This window comes from Janthinobacterium sp. UMAB-56, from assembly GCF_900095265.1.
Classification (GTDB): Bacteria; Pseudomonadota; Gammaproteobacteria; order Burkholderiales; family Burkholderiaceae_D; genus Janthinobacterium.
In genome coordinates this window covers 161,268-181,937 of the sequence record NZ_LT607657.1, presented here as the reverse complement: position 1 = coordinate 181,937, position 20,670 = coordinate 161,268, and the positions used below count along the sequence as shown (strand labels likewise).

The 20,670-nt window shown below is 62.0% G+C and carries 16 protein-coding genes and 1 pseudogene; 7 read left to right on the top strand and 10 right to left on the bottom strand.

The features are described from left to right. Positions 1-14: 14 nt before the first annotated feature. The 4 genes from carB to K0F85_RS14930 form a co-directional block, all read right to left on the bottom strand. The gene (carB, locus tag K0F85_RS14945) at positions 15-3,245 is read right to left on the bottom strand and encodes a carbamoyl-phosphate synthase large subunit (RefSeq protein WP_219116775.1); all 3,231 of its coding nucleotides are present in this window, start codon (positions 3,243-3,245) and stop codon (positions 15-17) included. After that, positions 3,238-4,416, bottom strand: coding sequence for a glutamine-hydrolyzing carbamoyl-phosphate synthase small subunit (gene carA, locus K0F85_RS14940; protein ID WP_219116774.1), 1,179 nt, complete (start codon positions 4,414-4,416; stop codon positions 3,238-3,240). Before carA ends, carB begins: the two co-directional genes overlap by 8 nt. Before the next feature lie 295 nt (positions 4,417-4,711). Continuing rightward, on the bottom strand, positions 4,712-5,119 hold the full coding sequence (locus K0F85_RS14935) for a heme-binding protein (protein ID WP_034786036.1): 408 nt from the start codon (positions 5,117-5,119) through the stop codon (positions 4,712-4,714). A 59-nt stretch (positions 5,120-5,178) separates the two neighbouring features. Then, positions 5,179-6,090 (bottom strand): patatin-like phospholipase family protein, encoded by a 912-nt coding sequence (locus K0F85_RS14930; RefSeq protein ID WP_219116773.1) that lies wholly within the window; start codon positions 6,088-6,090, stop codon positions 5,179-5,181. A gap of 177 nt (positions 6,091-6,267) precedes the next feature. Here K0F85_RS14930 and K0F85_RS14925 point away from each other — a divergent pair, with 177 nt between their 5' ends. The 4 genes from K0F85_RS14925 to K0F85_RS14910 all read left to right on the top strand — a co-directional run bounded on the left by K0F85_RS14925 (position 6,268) and on the right by K0F85_RS14910 (position 11,061). Further along, on the top strand, positions 6,268-6,927 hold the full coding sequence (locus tag K0F85_RS14925; protein WP_219116772.1) for a hypothetical protein: 660 nt from the start codon (positions 6,268-6,270) through the stop codon (positions 6,925-6,927). 14 nt (positions 6,928-6,941) lie between these two features. Continuing rightward, positions 6,942-7,211, top strand: coding sequence for a barstar family protein (locus K0F85_RS14920; protein ID WP_257572793.1), 270 nt, complete (start codon positions 6,942-6,944; stop codon positions 7,209-7,211). A 370-nt stretch (positions 7,212-7,581) separates the two neighbouring features. Beyond that, on the top strand, positions 7,582-9,288 hold the full coding sequence (leuA, locus tag K0F85_RS14915; RefSeq protein WP_219116771.1) for a 2-isopropylmalate synthase: 1,707 nt from the start codon (positions 7,582-7,584) through the stop codon (positions 9,286-9,288). A gap of 168 nt (positions 9,289-9,456) precedes the next feature. Beyond that, a complete protein-coding gene (locus K0F85_RS14910) occupies positions 9,457-11,061 on the top strand; it encodes a methyl-accepting chemotaxis protein (RefSeq protein WP_219116770.1) in 1,605 nt (534 codons plus the stop codon). Between the two features lies 1 nt (position 11,062). Here the strand turns inward: K0F85_RS14910 and egtB are convergent, their stop codons facing one another. Continuing rightward, positions 11,063-12,310 carry an ergothioneine biosynthesis protein EgtB gene (gene egtB, locus K0F85_RS14905; protein ID WP_219116769.1) on the bottom strand — a complete coding sequence of 416 codons (1,248 nt, stop codon included), beginning with the start codon at positions 12,308-12,310 and terminating at the stop codon, positions 11,063-11,065. An 11-nt stretch (positions 12,311-12,321) separates the two neighbouring features. Next, positions 12,322-13,314: an L-histidine N(alpha)-methyltransferase gene (egtD, locus tag K0F85_RS14900; RefSeq protein WP_257572792.1), complete on the bottom strand. Its 993-nt coding sequence runs from the start codon at positions 13,312-13,314 to the stop codon at positions 12,322-12,324. A 311-nt stretch (positions 13,315-13,625) separates the two neighbouring features. On the opposite strand from egtD, the gene K0F85_RS14895 reads away from it, so the two are divergent. After that, on the top strand, positions 13,626-14,318 hold the full coding sequence (locus K0F85_RS14895) for an ABC transporter ATP-binding protein (RefSeq protein ID WP_219116768.1): 693 nt from the start codon (positions 13,626-13,628) through the stop codon (positions 14,316-14,318). A gap of 179 nt (positions 14,319-14,497) precedes the next feature. Continuing rightward, the gene (locus K0F85_RS14890; RefSeq protein ID WP_219116767.1) at positions 14,498-14,785 is read left to right on the top strand and encodes a hypothetical protein; all 288 of its coding nucleotides are present in this window, start codon (positions 14,498-14,500) and stop codon (positions 14,783-14,785) included. A 437-nt stretch (positions 14,786-15,222) separates the two neighbouring features. Here the strand turns inward: K0F85_RS14890 and K0F85_RS14885 are convergent, their stop codons facing one another. Next, positions 15,223-15,984, bottom strand: coding sequence for a GNAT family N-acetyltransferase (locus K0F85_RS14885; protein WP_219116766.1), 762 nt, complete (start codon positions 15,982-15,984; stop codon positions 15,223-15,225). 146 nt (positions 15,985-16,130) lie between these two features. Between K0F85_RS14885 and K0F85_RS14880 the strand changes: the two genes are divergently transcribed. After that, the gene (locus K0F85_RS14880; protein ID WP_219116765.1) at positions 16,131-18,440 is read left to right on the top strand and encodes an FdhF/YdeP family oxidoreductase; all 2,310 of its coding nucleotides are present in this window, start codon (positions 16,131-16,133) and stop codon (positions 18,438-18,440) included. Here the strand turns inward: K0F85_RS14880 and fdhD are convergent. From fdhD to K0F85_RS28795, 3 genes and pseudogenes are all read right to left on the bottom strand, one after another. Further along, positions 18,430-19,257: a formate dehydrogenase accessory sulfurtransferase FdhD gene (gene fdhD, locus K0F85_RS14875; protein WP_219116764.1), complete on the bottom strand. Its 828-nt coding sequence runs from the start codon at positions 19,255-19,257 to the stop codon at positions 18,430-18,432. The genes K0F85_RS14880 and fdhD overlap by 11 nt on opposite strands. 67 nt (positions 19,258-19,324) lie before the next feature. Beyond that, on the bottom strand, positions 19,325-20,017 hold the full coding sequence (locus K0F85_RS14870) for a hypothetical protein (RefSeq protein ID WP_219116763.1): 693 nt from the start codon (positions 20,015-20,017) through the stop codon (positions 19,325-19,327). A gap of 93 nt (positions 20,018-20,110) precedes the next feature. Then, positions 20,111-20,670, bottom strand: a pseudogene (locus K0F85_RS28795) (Ppx/GppA family phosphatase); the annotation flags it as partial.

The window sequence follows — 20,670 nt, the reverse complement described above, 5'->3', positions numbered from 1 at the left end:
CACTGCAAACGCACTTAGTTCAAGGTCTTGTGCAGACCTTGCAAATCGTACACACGCAACTCATCCAGATGACGGATGCCTTCGACGGCTGCTTCCGCGCCCGCGATGGTGGTGTAGGTCGTCACGCGCGAGGCCAGGGCCGAGGTGCGGATAGCCCGCGAATCGACGATGGCGCTGCGCTTTTCTTCCACGGTGTTGATCACCAGCACGATTTCATGGTTCTTGATCATGTCGACCACGTGCGGACGGCCTTCGATCACCTTGTTCACTGGCGTGACGGCGATGCCGGCAGCAGCGATCACGGCGGCGGTGCCCTTGGTGGCGACCACGGTGAAACCGGACTCGACCAGGTCACGCGCCACTTGCACGGCGCGCGGCTTGTCCGACGCTTTCACGCTGATGAAGACCTTGCCCGATTTTGGCAGGTTCACGCCGGCGCCCAGTTGCGATTTCACAAACGCTTCGCCGAAGGTCAGGCCGACGCCCATGACTTCGCCCGTCGATTTCATTTCAGGGCCCAGGATGGTATCGACGCCAGGGAACTTGACGAACGGGAACACGGCTTCCTTGACGCTGAAGTATGGCGGCACGACTTCCTGCGTGATGCCTTGCGAGGCCAGCGACTGGCCGACCATGCAGCGCGCGGCGATCTTCGCCAGTTGCAAACCGGTGGCTTTCGAGACGAAAGGCACGGTGCGCGAGGCGCGCGGATTGACTTCCAGCACGAAGACGACATCTTTCATTTCGCCGTCGATTTCCTGCTTCTGGATGGCGAACTGCACATTCATCAGGCCGACCACGTTCAAGCCCTTGGCCATCAGCGCCGTCTGGCGCTTCAGTTCTTCAATGGTTTCCGGTGCCAGCGAATACGGCGGCAAGGAGCAAGCCGAGTCGCCCGAGTGCACGCCAGCCTGTTCGATGTGTTCCATCACGCCGCCGATGAAGGTGGTTTCGCCGTCGGAGATGCAATCGACATCGCATTCGATGGCGTCGTTCAGGAAGCGGTCCAGCAACACTGGCGAATCGTGCGAAACCTTGACGGCTTCGCGCATGTAGCGCTCGAGGTCGCGTTGCTCATGGACGATTTCCATGGCGCGCCCGCCCAGCACGTACGATGGACGCACGACCAGCGGGTAGCCGATTTCCTGCGCCAGCGCCAAAGCGTCGGCTTCCGTGCGCGCGGTGCGGTTAGGCGGCTGGCGCAGTTCCAGCTTGTGCAGCATTTGCTGGAAACGCTCGCGGTCTTCGGCCGCGTCGATCATGTCGGGCGAGGTGCCGATGATCGGTACGCCGTTCGCTTCCAGGTCCAGCGCCAGTTTTAATGGCGTCTGGCCACCGTACTGCACGATCACGCCTACCGGTTTTTCGATGGCGACGATTTCCAGCACGTCTTCCAGGGTCAGCGATTCGAAATACAGACGGTCCGAGGTATCGTAGTCGGTCGAAACCGTTTCTGGGTTGCAATTGACCATGATGGTTTCGTAGCCGTCTTCGCGCATGGCGAGGGCCGCGTGGACGCAGCAATAGTCAAATTCGATACCCTGGCCGATACGGTTCGGGCCACCGCCCAAGACCATGATCTTTTTCTTGTCGGTCGGATTCGATTCGCACTCTTCGTCATACGTGGAGTACATGTACGCCGTGTCGGTCGAGAATTCCGCTGCGCAGGTATCGACGCGCTTGTAGACGGGACGAATGTTCAGCGCATGGCGCTGCTGGCGCACGGCCGTGTCGGTCGTCTGCAGCAGGAAGCCCAGGCGGCGGTCCGAGAAGCCCTTCTGTTTCAACTTGTACAGGGTGTTCTTGTCCAGGTTGTCCAGCTTCTGCGTGTCCAGCCACAGTTCCAGGTCAACGATTTCCTTGATCTGGATCAAAAACCATGGATCGATCTTGGTCAGGTTGTGCACTTCTTCCAGAGTAAAACCCTGGGCAAACGCATCGCCCACGTACCAGATGCGTTCAGGACCAGGCTCGCCCAGTTCTTCTTCGATCTTTTCGCGGTCCTTGGTCTTTTCATTCATGCCGTCCACGCCCACTTCCAGGCCGCGCAAGGCTTTCTGGAACGATTCCTGGAACGTACGGCCGATCGCCATTACTTCGCCGACGGACTTCATCTGCGTCGTCAGGTGGTGGTCGGCGGTCGGGAATTTCTCGAACGTGAAACGGGGAATCTTGGTGACGACGTAATCGATCGACGGTTCGAACGAGGCCGGCGTGGCGCCGCCCGTGATTTCATTGCGCAACTCGTCCAGGGTAAAACCGACGGCCAGCTTGGCGGCGATTTTCGCGATCGGGAAACCCGTCGCTTTCGATGCCAGGGCCGAGGAACGCGATACGCGCGGGTTCATCTCGATGACGATCATGCGGCCATCGACGGGGTTGATCGAAAATTGCACGTTCGAACCGCCGGTGTCGACGCCGATCTCGCGCAGCACTGCCAGCGAGGCATTGCGCATGATCTGGTATTCCTTGTCCGTCAGCGTTTGCGCCGGCGCCACCGTGATGGAGTCGCCCGTGTGCACGCCCATGGGGTCGAGGTTTTCGATCGAGCAGATGATGATGCAGTTGTCCGCCTTGTCGCGCACCACTTCCATCTCGTACTCTTTCCAGCCCAGCAACGATTCTTCGATCAGCAACTCTTTCGTCGGCGACGCTTCCAGGCCGCGCTTGCAGATGGTTTCGAATTCTTCTTCGTTGTAGGCGATGCCGCCGCCGGAGCCGCCCATGGTGAACGATGGACGGATGATGGTCGGGAAGCCCAGCGTGCGCTGCACGGCCCACGATTCTTCCATCGAGTGCGCCACGCCGGAACGGGCCGAACCGAGGCCGATCTTGGTCATCGCGTCCTTGAACTTGGAACGGTCTTCCGCCTTGTCGATGGCTTCCGGCGACGCGCCGATCAGCTCGACGTTGTATTTCGCCAGCACGCCATTGTTGAACAGGTCCAGCGCGCAGTTCAGCGCCGTCTGGCCGCCCATCGTCGGCAGGATGGCGTCAGGACGCTCCTTGGCGATGATGCGCTCAACGACCGACCAGGTGATCGGTTCGATATACGTCACATCGGCCATTTCCGGGTCCGTCATGATGGTCGCAGGATTGCTGTTGACCAGGATGACTTTGTAGCCCTCTTCGCGCAGGGCCTTGCACGCTTGCGCGCCGGAATAATCGAACTCGCAGGCCTGGCCGATCACGATCGGGCCAGCGCCAATAATCAGAATACTTTTAATATCTAAACGTTTAGGCATTTTTCTTTTTCTCCTCCGCAGCCATCAAGTTGATGAAGCGGTCAAACAGGTAAGCAACATCCATCGGGCCCGGCGACGCTTCAGGGTGACCCTGGAAGCAGAAGGCCGGCTTGTCCGTGCGGGCAAAGCCCTGCAGGGAACCGTCGAACAGCGATTCATGGGTTACGCGGCAGTTCGCGGGCAAGGTTGCCGCGTCGACGGCGAAACCGTGGTTTTGCGAGGTAATCAAGACCTGTTTCGTTTCCAGGTCTTGCACCGGATGGTTGGCGCCGTGGTGGCCGAACTTCATCTTCAGCGTTTTCGCGCCGGAAGCGATCGCCATGATCTGGTGACCGAGGCAGATGCCGAAGGTCGGGATGCCCTTCTCGATCAGCTCGCGGGTAGCTGCGATGGCGTAGTCGCACGGTTCCGGGTCGCCGGGGCCGTTCGACAGGAAGATGCCGTCCGGATTCAATGCCAGGGCGTCGGCAGCGGTAGCTTGCGCCGGCAGCACGGTGACCTTGCAGCCACGTGCCGTCAGCATGCGCAGGATGTTGCGCTTGACGCCGTAGTCGAAAGCGACCACGTGGTATTTTGCATCGGCATCGGCCAGCTGGCCGTAGCCTGCACCCAGAGTCCATTCCGTTTCGCGGTATTCATACGGCGCTTTGGCCGATACCACCTTGGCCAGGTCCATGCCGGCCAGACCGGGGAAGGAGCGGGCCAGTTCCAGCGCTTGGGCGCTAGATGGCTCATTGCCTTGCGTGCCGACGAGGATGGCGCCGCCCTGCGCACCTTTTTCACGCAGGATGCGCGTGAGCTTGCGTGTATCGATGCCGGCGATGGCGACGATATTTTCAGCTTTCAGGTAATCGGACAGGGAGAGAGTGGAACGGAAGTTCGATGCCAGCAATGGCAGATCGCGGATGATGAGGCCAGCGGCGTGTACCTTGGAAGACTCGACGTCTTCCGGATTGACGCCCGTATTGCCGATATGCGGATAGGTCAGGGTGACCATCTGGCGGCAATAGCTTGGGTCGGTAAGGATTTCCTGATACCCGGTCATGGAGGTATTGAAAACAACCTCGCCCGTGGTATGACCGGCGGCACCGATCGAAAAACCTTTAAAGATCGTTCCATCAGCAAGCGCTAATATGGCTGGAACGGCAGGGCCAGAAAAAAATGGCGGCAAGGGCAACTCCTGATAAAGTTACCGTAGCTGCGCCACGTCAGACCGACCGCCTAGTTACCCGAGCCAACTGCACTCAGGGTGTTTCAACGGTCATTTTGAATGAGGGGATGGGTAGTCGCTACGGTATATGTGTGATTGGCTAAACCTTTGAATTATAACCAAAAGGCAGCTTTTCCACAAGGAAGAAAATACAGATTGGGCGGCATTTTTTTGCGCAGCAGCATAAATCCCCCGCCCCATGAAAAAAGCCGCCCGGCTTGCGCGGGGCGGCTGGTTCTGCAACTGCGGCGACTACTTAGGCGGTCAGTGCCGCTATGCCGGCTTTCGCGATTTGCGCATCCTCGGCGGATTTCACGCCCGAGACGCCGACGGCGCCCACGTAGTGGCCATCAAACACGATGGGCACGCCGCCTTCGAGCAAACCGTCGATTTCCGGTGCGCTCAGGAACGACACGCGGCCGCCGTTGATCATCTCTTCATAGATGCGCGATTCGCGGCGACCCAGCGCGGCCGTCTTGGCTTTCGATGGGGCGATATGCGACGAGATCGGCGCCACGCCATCCATGCGCTGCAGCCACAGCAGGTGGCCGCCGTCGTCGACGATGGCGATCGTGACCGCCCAGTTATTCTTGACCGCTTCCGCTTCGGCGGCGGCAGCGATTTTCTTTACGTCGTCCAGGGTCAAAATCGGTTTCGATTGCATGGGGCATCCTTGTTATGTTGAAGCAAAATTGTATACGAAATGTACGGCGGTGCTATCGCTTACTGCTCGCGTTTTGCTTTCAGCTTTTGCTTGAGCTGCGCCATCACGGCAAACGTCGCCTGCTCGCCCGCCAGGATGGCCAGGTTGCGGCTGTTGAAATCGTTGCCCTTCATGGTGCCCAGGCTGGGCTGGATGACCACGTCAGCATCCTTCAGTTCAAACTGGTTGATGCGCTGGCCCATGATGGCGAAGGTTTGCATCAGCACTTCCATCGAGCTGATGGCTTTTTGCGTATCCGTTTGCGACGAGATATTCACGGCGATGATGAAATCGGCGCCCATGTCGCGCGCAAAGCGCACAGGCACGGGAGCGACGAGGCCGCCATCGACATAGGTGTGGCCGGCAATCGTCACAGGCTGGAACACGCCCGGCACGGCAGACGAGGCGCGCACGGCCATGCCGGTGTTGCCGCGCTGAAAAAGGATCGGCTGGCCATTCTTGAGGTCGGTCGCCACCACGCCAAACGGTATCTTGAGTTTTTCCAGCGGCACGCCCCCCACCGCTTTGTTGACATAGCTTTGCAGCGCTTCGCCCTTGAGCACGCCAGACGACTTGCCAAACAGGGGCAAAGCCCAGTCGGAAATGGCAGCCTCGTCCATATCAAACGCCATCTTTTGCAGGGCGAAGCCATTGTTGCCCGCCGCATACAGGGCGCCCACCACGCTGCCGGCACTGGTGCCCGTGACGATGTCGGCGTGGATGCCCTGCGATTCGAGCGCCTTGATCACGCCGATATGCGCGAAGCCGCGCGCCGCGCCGCCGCCCAGTGCCAGGCCGATCTTGATCTTGCGCGGCGGTACGACGATGGGCTCGGGTGGCGTCAACACCTGGATCGGTTTCGGGGCGGGAGTGTCGCAGCCGGCCAGCGCAAAGGCGGCCAGGGCAAGCAGGGTCAGGCGTTTAGGGAACATAGTGGCAAAAGAAAACCGCGCGCGGCAGTGACAAACGAAGGAGGGCCGATTGTAGCGCAAGCGGGGCCGCCCGCACTGAAGCCTGTCTTAAATGTTTGCCGTGAGAATGTTCGTGCGGGCCGACTCTGCCACCACACGGATGCTAGACTGGCGCCTGGTTTGTTACTTGCTCCCACTATGTCAGAACATCAATTTGCCGACAGCCGCGCCTTGAGCGCCCCTTTTTCACAGCAACTGGCCAACCGCGACGGCGACGGCGCCCTCGCCTGGCTGACTTGCGTGCTGGCCACGCAGGCCCCCACGCTGCGCTCATCGAACGCCATCCTGCTGGCCTACACGGGCAACCCGGCCGCCATCGACTGGATCGACGCCAATATCGGCTCGCCAGTGGCAGGAGCTTGGGGCGTGGCGGCAGCCCTGCTGGGCACGCCCTGGCCGCGCATCCTTGACTGGCTGCAGCGCGGCGGCGCGCACCGGCTGATGGCGCTCGACGCCCTGCGTGCGTATCGCAAACCGGCCGTCAACATGTCGCCGCTGGAACAGATCGCCGCGCCCGTGCTGCCGCAGGCGCCCGCGCGTGCCAACCTCGACGCCGCACTGGATGCCTGCCTGGCCGCGTCAGCGACGCCGCGCATACAGGCAGCGGTGACCGCCATTGCGGAACACGCAGACGAAATCCTGCGCGGCGGCCCACCCGGCGTGGCCGTGGCCGACTTGCCGCGTCTGTACCTCGATCCGGCACCGTTCAAGGATGCGCCCGCCATCCTGGCGCAGCACGAAACGGTGGTAGGCGGCATGCGCGAAAACCTGCAAAACCTGCTCAAGGGCATATTCTGAATAAACTAGCCCTTGTGACCATCGACTTGAGCGAGATCAACTCGCCACGCCAACTGCATGCGGCGCTGGCCGCCGCGCTGGATTTTCCTTCCTTTTATGGCATGAACTGGGACGCTCTCTGGGACGTCATCACGGGCCTGGTGGAAATGCCGCAACAGCTGGAGCTGCGCGGCTGGCCAGCCTTCGCCGCACGCCTGCCCCACGATGCAGCCCTCCTGCAGCGCATCCTGGCGCGCATGGCGCAGGATGCGCCGGACGAGGCGGCGCACGTGCGTTACTTGTAAATAAGCGGTAAAACGGAAACGCTTGACAGCCCAGCCCAACTTCCCTTACATTGAGTGCATGTCCTCCTTCAAACATCCATCCCCTTCCCTGCTGTCGCTATCGCGACTACCCCTAGCACGCGCATAAGTTTGCCGCATTGCTTCGCCTGGCCACACGCCGGCGTGTTTCAAAAACCCTGGAAGGTTTGATGATGTTTGCACCATCCCCCGCTACACCCGTAACTTCTGACGCGACCGCCACCGCTGGCGCCGTTGCCCTGCTTTGCCTGCTAAAACTACCGACCGCTTGCCTGGCCTAGTGTTGCGTGGCCGCCAGGCAAGCTTGCGCCACAACCATCGATTCCCCCCCTATCTTCAGGAGTACCCGATCATGATGTTGCAAAACCCAGCTTCCAAATACCGTGCCTTTCCTCCCGTCAAATTGACCGACCGTCAATGGCCGAACCAGATCATCAGCAAACCGCCGATCTGGATGAGCACTGACTTGCGCGACGGCAACCAGTCCCTGATCGAGCCGATGAGCGCGGAAAAGAAACTGCGGTTCTTCGAGATGCTGATCGCCATCGGCCTGAAGGAAATCGAAGTGGGTTTCCCCTCGGCATCGCAGACGGATTTCGACTTCGTGCGCAAACTCGTCGATGAAGGCCGCATCCCGGACGACGTCACCATCATCGTGCTGACCCAGTCGCGCGAAGAATTGATACGCCGCACGGTGGAATCGGTGGTCGGCGCCAAGCGCGCCATCGTGCACCTGTACAACTCCGTGGCGCCCGTGTTCCGCAAGGTCGTGTTCGGCATGTCGCGCGAGGAGATCACGCAGATCGCCACCACCGGCACCACCCTGGTAAAACAGCTGGTGGCGCAGCATCCGGAAACGGAATGGGGCTTTGAATACACGCCGGAATCGTTCTCCACCACCGAGCTCGATTTCTCCAAGCATATCTGCGACGCCGTCAGCGCCATCTGGAAGCCGACGCCGGCCAACAAGATGATCATCAACCTGCCGTCGACCGTCGAATGCAGCACGCCCAACGTGTATGCGGACCAGATCGAATGGATGTCGCGCAAACTGGCGCGCCGCGATTCCATCATCATCAGCGTACACCCGCATAACGACCGCGGCACGGCCGTCGCATCGGCCGAGCTGGCCGTGATGGCGGGCGCCGACCGCGTGGAAGGCTGTTTGTTCGGCAATGGCGAGCGCACCGGCAACGTCGACCTGGTGACCCTGGCGATGAATTTGTACACGCAGGGCGTGCACCCGGGCCTGGACTTCTCCGACATCGATACCGTGCGCAAATGCGTGGAAGAGTGCAACCAGTTGCCCGTCCACCCGCGCCACCCGTATGCGGGCGACCTGGTATTTACGGCCTTCTCCGGCTCGCACCAGGATGCGATCAAGAAAGGTTTTGCCAAGCAACAACCAGACAGTATCTGGGAAGTGCCGTACTTGCCCATCGACCCGGCTGACCTGGGCCGCAGCTACGATGCCGTGATCCGCGTCAACAGCCAGTCCGGCAAGGGCGGCATGGCGTATTTGCTGGAACAGGAATATGGACTGGTCTTGCCGCGCCGCCTGCAGATCGAATTCTCGCGCGCCGTGCAAGCCGTGGCCGATGCCACGGGTCGCGAAATCGCCGCGCAAGATATCCATGCGATCTTCCAGAAAGAATACCTGGAGCAGACGGCGCCATACGCCTACGCTGCGCACCGCATGGTGGAAGACACGAGCAGCGATGAATCCGTGCAAATCGACATCAGCCTGTCGCACCGCCAGACGCCATTGGCCCTGCAAGGCGGCGGCAATGGTCCCATCGATGCCTTCGTCAATGCGCTCGGTCTCGATATCAAGCTGATGGATTACCATGAGCACTCGATCGGCTCCGGCGCCAACGCGCAAGCGGCTTGCTACGTGGAATTGCGCCTCGATAACGGCCCAACCCTGTTCGGCGCCGCCATCGACAGCAATATCGTCACCGCTTCGTTCAAGGCCGTGCTGTCGGCAGTGAACCGCCGCATCGGGCAAACGGAAGCGGAAAAAACGATAGCGGCCGACGTGGCCGCCAGCGCCGCCTAAGCACTTTTCGGCGGGCTCCCTGGGGAGAAAAAGCGGTACGGCTTGATCGCCGTGCCGCTTTTTCATTTCTACACGGCAATTAGTAGTGCAAATCAGGTATCGCCGACCGTATAATCGATGCATAACAAGACCACCGGGGACAGATTATTAGCTACCGAGGGAATCAGTATGAAATTGAAGGACATGAAGATAGGCGCGCGCCTGGGTGCCGGTTTTTGCGTGGTGCTGCTGCTGATGGCGGTACTGGTGGGCACGGGCCTGTTACGGCTGGATAAGATCGGTGCGCTCAGCGAAGCCATCATCGAGAAAGACTGGGCCAAGGCCGACGCCATCGCCACCATCCGCAGCACCACGCGATCGAACGCGGCGCTGGTGCTGGAACTGTTCATCCATGAAGATCCGGCCCGCGCCAACGCCATCCACGGTGAAATCGATGCCAACAAGGCCACTATCGGCGATGCGCTGGCCATCCTCGAGCGCCTGATCGTGCTGCCTGAAGGCAAGGAACTGCTGGCTACCCTGAAGCAGCAGCGCAAGGCCTATGTCGTCTCGTTCAGCCAGGCCGACAAGCTGCTGGTGGCGGGACAGCGTGCAGAAGCGGCCATGCACGTGCGCGACGATACCCTGCCCGCACTGAATCAGTTGCAAACAACGGTGAACCGCCTGAATGAATTGCAGCGCGAAGTGGTCGTGCATGGCGGCCAGCAAATCCGGCAGAATATTTCCGCAGCGAATGTGCTGATGGCCAGCCTGGGCACGGCCGCGCTGCTGCTGGGCGTGCTCTTTGCCTGGCGGGTCACGCGCTCGATCACCACGCCGATCGCGTATGCCTTGCGCGTGGCGCAAGCCGTAGCCGCAGGCGACCTGAGCAGTAGAATCGTGGCCGATGGCAAGGATGAAATGGGCCAGTTGCTGCAGGCCCTGCGCGACATGAATACCAACCTGGCCACCCTGGTGGGACAAGTGCGCGGCGGCACGGGCACGATAGCGGTGGCGTCGAGCCAGATCGCCAGCGGCAATGCCGACCTGTCGGCGCGCACGGAAGCCCAGGCCAGCGCACTGGAAGAGACGGCATCGTCGATGATCGAACTGACAGGCACCGTGCGCAGCAACAGCGACAACGCACGCCAGGCCGACAGCCTGGCCCGTTCGGCGTCGGCAGTCGCGCAGCGCGGCGGCTCGGCCATGGTTGAAGTGATCGACACCATGGATGCCATCAATGCGTCCTCGCGCAAAATTGTCGACATCATCGCCGTCATCGACGGCATCGCCTTCCAGACGAATATCCTGGCCTTGAACGCGGCCGTGGAGGCGGCTAGAGCCGGCGAGCAAGGCCGTGGCTTTGCCGTGGTGGCGTCCGAAGTGCGCAACCTGGCGCAGCGCTCGGCAGCCGCCGCCAAGGAGATCAAGGAACTGATCGCCGACTCCGTCGCCCGCGTGGGCCAGGGCGCGCAACTGGTCAGCCAGGCGGGCTCCACGATGGAGGAAGTGGTGGCCAGTGTGGGCCGGGTCAGCGCCATCGTCGGTGAAATCAGCGTCGCCAACCACGAGCAAAGCGAAGGCATCGAACAGATCAATGCCGCCATCATGCAGATGGATCAGACGACGCAGCAAAACGCGGCCCTGGTCGAGGAAGCGGCTGCAGCTGCGGCGGCCATGCATGCACAGGCGGGCGAACTGGAAACCCTCGTCAGCCAGTTCAAGCTGGAACACAACGCCGTCGCCAAGGCGGCGCCCCGCGCCGAGGCGCCCGACGTCCCGCGCCTGCCCTAAGTTATTCCACCTGGCGCGCCAGGCGGATGCCGGAAAATTGCCAGCGCGCGCCGGCCGGGAAAAAATTGCGGTAGCTGGCCCGCGTATGGCCGGCCGGCGTGGCGCACGAAGAGCCGCGCAGCACATACTGGTTCAGCATGAACTTGCCGTTGTATTCGCCCAGCGCCCCGGGCGCCGTGCGGTACCCGGGATATGGCGCATAGCTGCTGCTGGTCCACTGCCAGCAATGGCCGAACATTTGCCGCAGCCCCGCGCCCAAGGCGGCAGGGGCCGGATGCAACTGTGCCACTTCCACGGCGACACCGTGCGCCGCCACTTCCCACTCGGCTTCCGTCGGCAGGCGCGCGCCAGCCCAGTGCGCGTAGGCGTCCGCCTCGAACAAAGACAAATGCGTGGCCGGCGCCTGCAGGTCGAGCGGACGCAAGCCTGATAAGGTGAATTCCTGCCAGTGCCCCGCCTCGTCGCGCTGCCAGTACAGCGGGCATGCCAGATGCTGGCTGCGTACCCAGTCCCAGCCTTCGGCCAGCCACCAGTGCGCCGTGCGGTAGCCGCCCGCCTCGATGAAAGCGAGAAATTCGCCATTCGTCACCAGCGCGCTGGCCAGTTCGAACGGCGCCACGTATTGCGGATGGCGCGGCAATTCATTGTCAAAGCAAAAACCGTCGCCCGCATGGCCAATCTGCGCCAGGCCACCGTCGAAGGCGAGCCAGGTCGCAGGCTGGGCGGGTGCTGGCGCTGGCGCAACCGCGCTGCCCAGGTGAGCAGTATCGAGGTAAGCGGGAAACAGCGCGCTCTGCGCCAGCAGGTGTTTCACGTCCGTCAACAGCAATTCCTGGTGCTGCTGCTCGTGTTCCAGCCCCAGCGCCAGCAGCATGCTCAGCCGTTCGCGCTCGGCACGCACCAGTTCTCCCGTCAGCAGGCGGGCGATACGCGCATCGACATCCATCCGGTAAGCGCGCACCTGGGCCATGCCGGGCCGCGTCAGCAAGCCCCGCTGTGCGCGCGGATGCTTCTCGCCCACGCCGTTGTAATAGGAATTGAACAGCACGCGGAAGGCGGGGTGAAATGGCGCGAACGCCGCTTCCATGCTTTCCAGAATAAACGTTTCGAAAAACCACGTCGTATGCGCGAGGTGCCATTTCACGGGACTGGCGTCCGGCATCGATTGGGCACCGCAATCCTCGTCGGACAGAGGTTCGGCCAGCCGCAGCGAGTGCTGGCGCACCTTGTTGTAATGGTCGATCAGCATCTTTTCCCTTCTTAATCCCGGATCACGCGCGCATAAATGACGGCAAACCACTGCTGCGGGTCCGTCCAGACTTGCACGGTGGAAAACCCGGCCTGCTCCAGCAAGCCGACGAAGCTTGCGCGCGTGTATTTATAGCTGTCTTCCGTATGGATGCGCTCGCCTTTCGCGAAGCGCCGCTGACCACCTTTCCAATGGACAACTTGCTCGCTGCGCGCTTCCAGGTGCATCTCGACACGGCCCTCGTCGGCATTGAAAAAGCCGTGGTGTTGCCACGCGCGCACATCGAAGTCGGCACCGATCAGCCCGTTCACGTGGCGCAGCATGTTCAGGTTGAAGGCGGCAGTGACGCCCAGCGCGTCGTCATAGGCGGCGTCGAGGATGGCGTCATCCTTGATCAGGTCGACTCCGATCAGCAGCCCGCCATCGCCATCGGCATTCGCGCGCAGGCGGCGCAGGAAGGCGATGGCTTGCTCGGGCGCAAAATTGCCGATGGACGAGCCGGGATAAAAGAACAGGCGCCGCTCCTCGCGCACGCTGTCGGGCAAGTCGAGGCGGCTGGAAAAATCCAGGCCCAGCCCCGTCATCTCGATGTGCGGAAAGCGCTGCTGCAGCCGGCTCAACGATTCACTGAGGAAGTCGTAGGAAATATCCACGGCCACATACTGGGCCGGGTGCAGCAAGGGGAACAAGCTGGCGGCCTTGGCACAATTGCCGGCGCCCAGGTCGATCAGGGTGCTGCCCGGCCCGACAGCGTGCGCGATCTCGGCACCGTAGCGGGCAAAGATGGCCGCCTCAGTGCGCGTGGGATAGTACTCGGGCAAGGCGCAGATGGCTTCGAACAGTTTCGAGCCCAGCGCGTCGTACAGGTACTTGGGCGAGGTCCAGGCCGCGCGCGCCAACAGGCCGCTGCTGATCTCGGCTATCGTGGCGGGAGTGACACTGGTCGCTTCTGCGTTGCTGGAGGGATACAAATCAAACTGCTGTTGCGCGAGTGGTATGGTCATGGGCAAACGTCGTCAATGTTAGGTTCACGAAGGGCATGCAGGAACACCACCGGACGCGCCGCCCCTGCCGTAGCGATTTGCGGGCGCCTTGCCGATGACTTTTTCTCATCATAGCGGAATCCGCGCAAGCCAGCCGTGCGGCAGGTAACTTAAGGTCAAACAGGCAAGGTGTGCACAAAATTGGTATTGCCAAGCAAAAATGATAAGCCTGTCGTATACTACACATTGTCGGCCAAACCATCCGCGCCCCTTTGCAGTTCCCAGGCCCCCCTCTCCCCCGCGTGCCTCCCTTTACGATAGCCGTTAACACCATGCTCGAATTGCGCCATCTGTCGAAGTCCTATGCCCATGCCCGTCCCGTGCTGGCCAATATTTCCTGCCGCTTCAAGGCGGGGGAATTCATCGCCATCATGGGCGACTCGGGCGTCGGCAAGTCGACCTTGCTGAACCTGATCGCCGGCCTCGATACGCCCGACGCGGGTGCCGAAGCGCACCCTATCCTGGTGGACGGCATTGCCATGTCCAGCCTCGATGACGCCGCCGCCACCCGGCTGCGTCGCGCCCGCATGGGCTTTATTTTCCAGGCCTTCCACGTCTTGCCGCATCTGACCCTGCTGCAAAACGTGGCCCTGCCGCTGCTGCTCAACGGACTGCCCCAGGAACGTGCCGCCAGCATGCTCGATGCGGTCGGCCTGGGCGGACGCGGCGGCGACTTTCCGCAGCAATTGTCCGGCGGCGAAATGCAGCGCGTGGCCATTGCCCGCGCGCTCGTGCACAAGCCGGCGCTGGTGCTGGCCGACGAGCCTACCGGCAACCTCGATCCGGACACGGCACACAGCATCCTGCAATTGCTGCGCGCCGAAATCAAGGCCAACGGCAGTTGCGCGATCATGGTCACGCATTCGCTGGCCGCCGCCGAAATGGCGGACAGAACCATGATCCTGACGAAAAGCGGCTTACAAAATACAACAATCGTCAACCAAATCAATCAAACAATCAGTTAATTTAACTGACCATCTATCACAAGTTTTGTTATCGTAGTATTATTGAAAACACTTGCCTGGTTATCAATGTTGCACCGCAATTGTTGTCACGTCACCCAGACAGCCGTACTGCGATGACGAACTATAGCCGGGACCGCAGTATGTGGTCTCGTCCCTTGCATAACCTGAAGGAGGAGTAAATGAACGTTCGGCAAAAGAAGCTGGAAATGATTGAAGCGATGAACCGGGCGCGGGCGCTCGAACCATCGAGTTTTGTACCCAACAAGCTGCTCGATACGCTGATCGAGAAGATGAACCTGAAAAATGATGCGGAACTGTGTCGTGTACTGGAAGTCCAGCCCCCCATCATCAGCAAGATTCGTCACGGCAAACTGTCGGTCGGTGCAACGATTTTATTGCGCATGCATGAAAAATCGGAGATCACCATCCGCGAGCTGAAGGAACTGTCCGCCACGCCAGTCCATTGAGAGACACCGCTGTTGCAATGCCATGCCAGGCACCCAGGTCCCCGGCGCCATGAACTTTTGCCATGAAATTCGCGTAGTTCGCTCACCGCACCGCCTCCGGGCACGATAGCGAAGAGACCCAGCCCAAACCATGCTGACCGTTTCTCTGCCCTCCCGCTCCCGCCCCTACCAGCTTTCACTCTGCCGTGCTGCCCACCGGCCAGCATGTCCACTCGCACTTGATCTGACACAACACGCATAGTCTGTGCAGACAGCAAGCTCAGCTTTTAAGCAATCATCTCAAGCGCACCCCAGCGATTCCCTCGCCAGCGCCGGCGACTGCCCCGCATCGTCCTCGATATCGGCCCGGCCGAAGTGGCGCAACGGCTGCTGTGCCACGCCAGTTCGCTGCTGCCACGCTGGCTGGGCCCTGCCAGCGCAGCCCTCACTGCCCGACATCAACCAGGCACTACCCCGTAGTGGCGCGCATAGCGCTCGTCCAGATTCGCCAGCGGCATCATCATGAACATGTCGGCGCTTTCAAAATCAGGGTCCCAGGCCGGTTCGCCGCAAATCCACGCGCCCGAGCGCAGGTAGCCCTTGATCAACGGCGGCACTTGCGGCTTGTGCGCCGCTTCCACCTGGTGGATGGGGAAAGGCAGGTGCGGCGTGACGCGATATTCGCTTGGGGCCATGTGCTTTTCGGCCAGCGCCTGGTACACGGCGACGGCGTTATGGCCGCCATCGGCCAGGCTGATGCTGGCGCAACCGACCAGGTAGTCGCAGCGCTCGCGGCGCATGTACTCGGCCAGGCCCGACCACAACAGCATGATCACGCTGCCGCCCCGGTATTTCGGGTGGATGCAGGCGCGGCCCGCTTCGACCATGCGGCCGCGCAGGTTCTTCAGGCGGCTCAGGTCGAACTCGTTTTCCGAATACAGCCGGCCGATCTTGGCTGCCTTGGCCGCGCTCAGCACGCGGTAGGTGCCCACCACTTTCAGGGTATCGGCGTCGCGCACGATCAGGTGATCGCAGTGCGCGTCGAATTCATCGCTGTCGAGGCCATCGGCGTTGGCCAGCGACGTCAAACCCATGGTCTCGATAAACACCTTGTAACGCAAACGCTGGACTTCGCGCAATTCGGCCGCTGTCGTGGCCTGGCTCAGCACCAGTTGGACCGGCCGGGCCTTGGCTTCGTTTGCTGCGATTATGTTTTGCATGGTTTCATCCCCCTGTGATCAAGACGACTCCAGCGTACTTGTCTAATATGTCAGGAAAATGACAGCCAAATGTCATTTCCATGACGCAAGTCAATGCCATGCGGGGATCGTGCATAATTACCACACTCGCCCAGCCGAAAGCACCCATGAAAGACACAGACGCCGCCCACATCAGCCCCTACACCAGGCCCGCCGCCGGCTGGGATGCCCTGAAACACGTGGCCATCAGCCTGCGCCAGGAGCGGGTCACGCCCGGCAATCTGAAAGCGCTGCTGGCGCAAAACCAGCCGGACGGTTTCGATTGCCCGGGCTGCGCCTGGCCCGACCGCAATCACGCGTCCACGTTTGCCTTTTGCGAAAACGGCGCCAAGGCCGTCGCCGCCGAAGCGACCAGCCGCCGCGCCGGCCCGGAACTATTTGCCAGCCATACCGTCACACAACTGCTGGAAGAATCGGACTACGCGCTGGAACAGCATGGCCGCCTGACGCAGCCGATGATGTACGACCCAGCCAGCGACCGCTATGTGCCCATCGCCTGGGAAGATGCCTACGCCCTCGTGGGCCGCCACCTGCGCGCCCTGCCCGATCCGAACCAGGCCGCGTTTTATACGTCGGGACGCGCCAGCAACGAGGCCGCCTTTCTGTACCAGCTGATGGCGCGTCTGTACGGCACGAATAACTTCCCCGACTGCTCCAACATGTGCCACGAGGCGACCAGCCGCGGCTTGCCGGCAACCGTGGGCATCGGCAAGGGCACGGTGACCCTGGACGATTTCGAACTGGCCGACACCATCCTCATCTTCGGCCAGAATCCCGCCACCAACCACCCGCGCATGCTGGGCGAACTGCGCGAATGCGCGCGCCGCGGCGGCAGCATCGTTTCCATCAATCCCCTGCGCGAACGGGGCTTGCAGCGCTTCATGGACCCGCAAAGCGCGCTGGAAATGGCAACCCTGGGCAGCACGCGCCTGGCCGGCCTGTTCGTCCAGCCCACCCTGGGCGGCGACTTCGCCCTGATCAAGGCCGTCGCCAAGCGCGTCGTCGAGCATGACGACGCGGCGCAGGCGGCCGGTGCCCCGGCCGTCATCGACCATGCTTTCATCGTCGAACACTGCAGCGGCTTCGACGCCTTCCGCGACGACCTGCGCGGGGAAAGCTGGGCACTGCTGGCGCAGGAGTCGGGCGTGGCGCGCGCGCAGATCGAGGCATTGACGGACATCTTCGTCAAGGGCCAGCGCATCATCGCCACCTGGGGCATGGGTCTGACGCAGCACAAGCACAGCGTGGCGGCCATCCGCATGCTGTCAAACCTGATGATGCTGCGCGGCCAGATCGGCAAGCCCGGCGCCGGGCTGTGTCCCGTGCGTGGCCACTCCAACGTGCAGGGCGACCGCACGGTGGGCATCGAGGAAAAGCCCACGGCGGCCTTCCTCGATCGCCTGGGCCAGGTGTATGGCTTCAAGCCGCCGCGCGCGCATGGCCACGACGTGGTGGCCAGCATCGAAGCCATGCAGCGCGGCGACGTCAAGGTATTCATTGCGCTGGGCGGCAATTTCGCGGCCGCCACGCCCGACACGCCGCTGACCTTTGCCGCGTTGCGCCAGTGCGCGCTGACGGTGCAGGTGGCCACCAAGCTCAATCGCAGCCACCTGGTCATCGGCAAGGAAGCCTTGCTGCTGCCCACCCTGGGGCGCACGGAGATCGACCTGCAGGGCGGCGTGGCGCAGGGCGTGACGGTGGAAGACTCGATGAGCATGGTGCATATTTCGTACGGCCGCAATGCGCCCGCAGCGCCGCAGCTGCGCTCGGAAGTGGCCATCGTGGCCGGCATGGCCGACGCCACAGTGGGCAGCAGCCTGGTGGACTGGCGCGCCTATGCGGCCGACTATGCGCGCATCCGCGACGATATAGCGAAGGTGTTTGACGATTTTCACGACTACAACGCCAGGGTGGCCATTCCAGGCGGTTTTCACCTGACCGTGGCCTCGCGCGAGCGCGTGTGGAAGACGGCCAGCGGCAAGGCCAGCTTCCTCGTCGCTGCGCTGGACCTGGACACGCCGCTGCACCGCGCCCGCGCGCGCCATGGCGAGCGCCTGATGGTATTGATGAGCACGCGCTCGCACGACCAGTACAACACCACCATTTACGGCATGGATGACCGCTACCGGGGCGTGTACGGCACGCGCAAGGTCGTCTTCGCCCATCGGGACGATATCGCCATGCTGGGCTTTGCCGATGGCGACCTGGTCGATATGCTTGGCGCCTGGGACGATGGCGTGGCGCGCCGTGCCGATGGTTTCCGGCTAGTGGCCTATGACATCCCGCGCGGCTGCCTGGGCGCCTATTACCCGGAGACGAACGCGCTGGTGCCGCTGGCCAGCACGGCGGACGGCGCCGGCACGCCGACGTCAAAATCCGTGCCCGTGCTGCTACAACGCAGTGAACTTAAAGCGTGATGCCGGGCGTGTAATCGACGTACGCATCCTGGCGGCAAAAGCCCACCAGCTTCATGCCCGCCTGCGTGGCGATGGAAATGGCCAGGGAACTGGGGGCGGAAATGGTCGCCAGCAACGGAATCTGCATGCGCGCCGCCTTGCGCGCCAGCTCGTAGCTGCCGCGACTGGACAGGAAGACGAAGCCGCGCCGCATGTCGATATCGTGCAGCGCGAGGTGGCCGATCAGTTTATCCAGGCCATTGTGGCGGCCGACATCCTCGAATACGTGCACGATTTCGCCGTCGGGCGTGCACCACGCGGCCGCATGCACGCCGCCCGTTGCCTGCATCAGCGCCTGGTGGTCACGCAGGCCGGCCGATGCGCGCGCCAGCGCAGTTGGCAAATCGACGTGGATCAGGGATGGCGGCAGCGCTGCCGGCTGCAAGTCGAGCATGTCGATGCTGTCGATGCCGCACACGCCGCAACCCGTGCGGCCCGTCAGTTGGCGACGGCGGTCCTTCAGGCGCACGAAGTCTTCCTGCGCGATGCGCAAGGCGACTTCGGCGGAGTCCGGGTGCAGGAACACTTCGCAATCGAAGACGGCGCCGGCGGAAGCGACGACGCCTTCCGTCAGCGCGAAGCCGTAGGCGAACGCTTCCAGGTCGCGCGGGGTGGCCATCATGACGACGTGGGAAATGCCATTGAAGACCAGCGCGACGGGGATTTCCTCGGCGACGTGGTCGATGGCATCGGCGGACTGGCCCGCCTGGTGGCGGACGATGGCGCGCTCAACGAAGCCGGCGCGTTCAACAGGGGTTTCTTCTGACATGGCAACCATGGGGGAACTAGCACAGGCCCCATGGTAAACCAGAATGGGCAAGCAGGGGCGGCCCCTGCCCGCGTCATCAATCCTTCTTCGGACGACCCGTTTTCAGCTGTGGCAAGCCGGCCAGCACGTTTTGCAGGGTGGCCAGGTCGATCTGGCTGATCAGCGCCACGCCGATGCGCAGCAATTCGCTTTTCTTGATCTCGAAACCGGCCTTCAGGCAGGCTTTTTTCACCTGGCCCAGGACTTCGTATTCCGCTTCCGGCATGGTGAAGCTGTCGCGCACCAGTTTCGGCTTGCGGGCTTTTTCCTTGACGGCGGCGACCTTGGCAAGCGGCGCTTTTTTCGCTGGCGCAGGCTTGGCGGCCGGCTTGGCCAGCGGCTTGACGGCGGTTTTCGCGGCCGGCTTGGCGGCGGCCTTGGCGACAGGCTTCGCAGCAACCTTGGCTGCCGGCTTGGCGACGGCTTTCACCTCCGCCTTGGCGGCAGGCTTGGCAACGGCTTTGGCAACTGGCTTGGCGACAGCCGGCTTGCTCACAACTGCTTTGGCCACAACGGCCTTGGTCGCCGGTTTGGCAGCGGGCGCCTTGGCCACGACAGGCTTGGCGGCCACTGGCTTGACGGCAGCTTTTGCCACTGGCTTGGCGGCAGACTTCACTGCAGGCTTGACTGCCGGTGCGGCCTTGGCCGATGCAGCATTGATCGATGCGCTAGTGGGGAACATCGATACGGGCGCGCTATCGGCTTTTTTCGCTGGGATGGTTTTGGTCATGAATTCTCCAATTTAATAAATAATATAAACAATATATACTGTTTTTATAAATCTTGCATGCTACATATCAAGTCATGCACACGGCATGCCCTTCTAGGCGCTGGCACGGATGGTGAAATCGACCCCGACCTCATCCCAGAATTCCTGCTCTTTCTCGATCCAGAATGACACGGTGGGATGGTGCGCCACCCAGCCGCGCTTGATATCGAGTTCGATGCGGTTCTTCATGCGCAGGCGCAATTCGCTGAAATCGGCCTCGATGCGCGCATGCATGAGCAAAATCGACAGGCGCAGCGCCAGCACGGCCTTGGCGAAGTCAGGGTCGGACAGCACTTCACCGATCTTGCGCAAATTGCCCTTCTGCGCCAGGATCAGCCGGCTCATGGTCTTTTGTTCACGCGTCGTAAAGCCGGGCAAATCCGCATTTTCCACGATGTAGGAGGCGTGCTTGTGGTAGCCCGTCTGCGACACGGCCAGGCCCACTTCGTGCAGCAGGCTGCTCCAGCGCAGGCATTTCACCAGCGCGTCGGAGGTGGGTCTGAGCTGCGCGTACATGGCCAGTGCCTGCTCGGCCACCCGGCCGGCACGCTGCTGGTCGATATGGAATTTCTCCATGCAGCCCCGCACCGACTGCTCGCGGCGGTCGCGCTTGG

Bases quoted from the DNA above. Each gene is read 5' to 3' on its own strand.
- K0F85_RS14890 (WP_219116767.1), top strand. From the start codon at position 14,498: ATGAACGTTCGGCAAAAGAAGCTGGAAATGATTGAAGCGATGAACCGG.
- K0F85_RS14925 (WP_219116772.1), top strand. From the start codon at position 6,268: ATGTCAGAACATCAATTTGCCGACAGCCGCGCCTTGAGCGCCCCTTTT.
- K0F85_RS14910 (WP_219116770.1), top strand. From the start codon at position 9,457: ATGAAATTGAAGGACATGAAGATAGGCGCGCGCCTGGGTGCCGGTTTT.
- K0F85_RS14870 (WP_219116763.1), bottom strand. From the start codon at position 20,017: ATGACCAAAACCATCCCAGCGAAAAAAGCCGATAGCGCGCCCGTATCG.
- K0F85_RS14885 (WP_219116766.1), bottom strand. From the start codon at position 15,984: ATGCAAAACATAATCGCAGCAAACGAAGCCAAGGCCCGGCCGGTCCAA.
- leuA (WP_219116771.1), top strand. From the start codon at position 7,582: ATGATGTTGCAAAACCCAGCTTCCAAATACCGTGCCTTTCCTCCCGTC.
- K0F85_RS14880 (WP_219116765.1), top strand. From the start codon at position 16,131: ATGAAAGACACAGACGCCGCCCACATCAGCCCCTACACCAGGCCCGCC.
- egtD (WP_257572792.1), bottom strand. From the start codon at position 13,314: ATGACCATACCACTCGCGCAACAGCAGTTTGATTTGTATCCCTCCAGC.
- carB (WP_219116775.1), bottom strand. From the start codon at position 3,245: ATGCCTAAACGTTTAGATATTAAAAGTATTCTGATTATTGGCGCTGGC.
- K0F85_RS14935 (WP_034786036.1), bottom strand. From the start codon at position 5,119: ATGCAATCGAAACCGATTTTGACCCTGGACGACGTAAAGAAAATCGCT.
- K0F85_RS14895 (WP_219116768.1), top strand. From the start codon at position 13,626: ATGCTCGAATTGCGCCATCTGTCGAAGTCCTATGCCCATGCCCGTCCC.
- K0F85_RS14930 (WP_219116773.1), bottom strand. From the start codon at position 6,090: ATGTTCCCTAAACGCCTGACCCTGCTTGCCCTGGCCGCCTTTGCGCTG.
- egtB (WP_219116769.1), bottom strand. From the start codon at position 12,310: ATGCTGATCGACCATTACAACAAGGTGCGCCAGCACTCGCTGCGGCTG.
- fdhD (WP_219116764.1), bottom strand. From the start codon at position 19,257: ATGGTTGCCATGTCAGAAGAAACCCCTGTTGAACGCGCCGGCTTCGTT.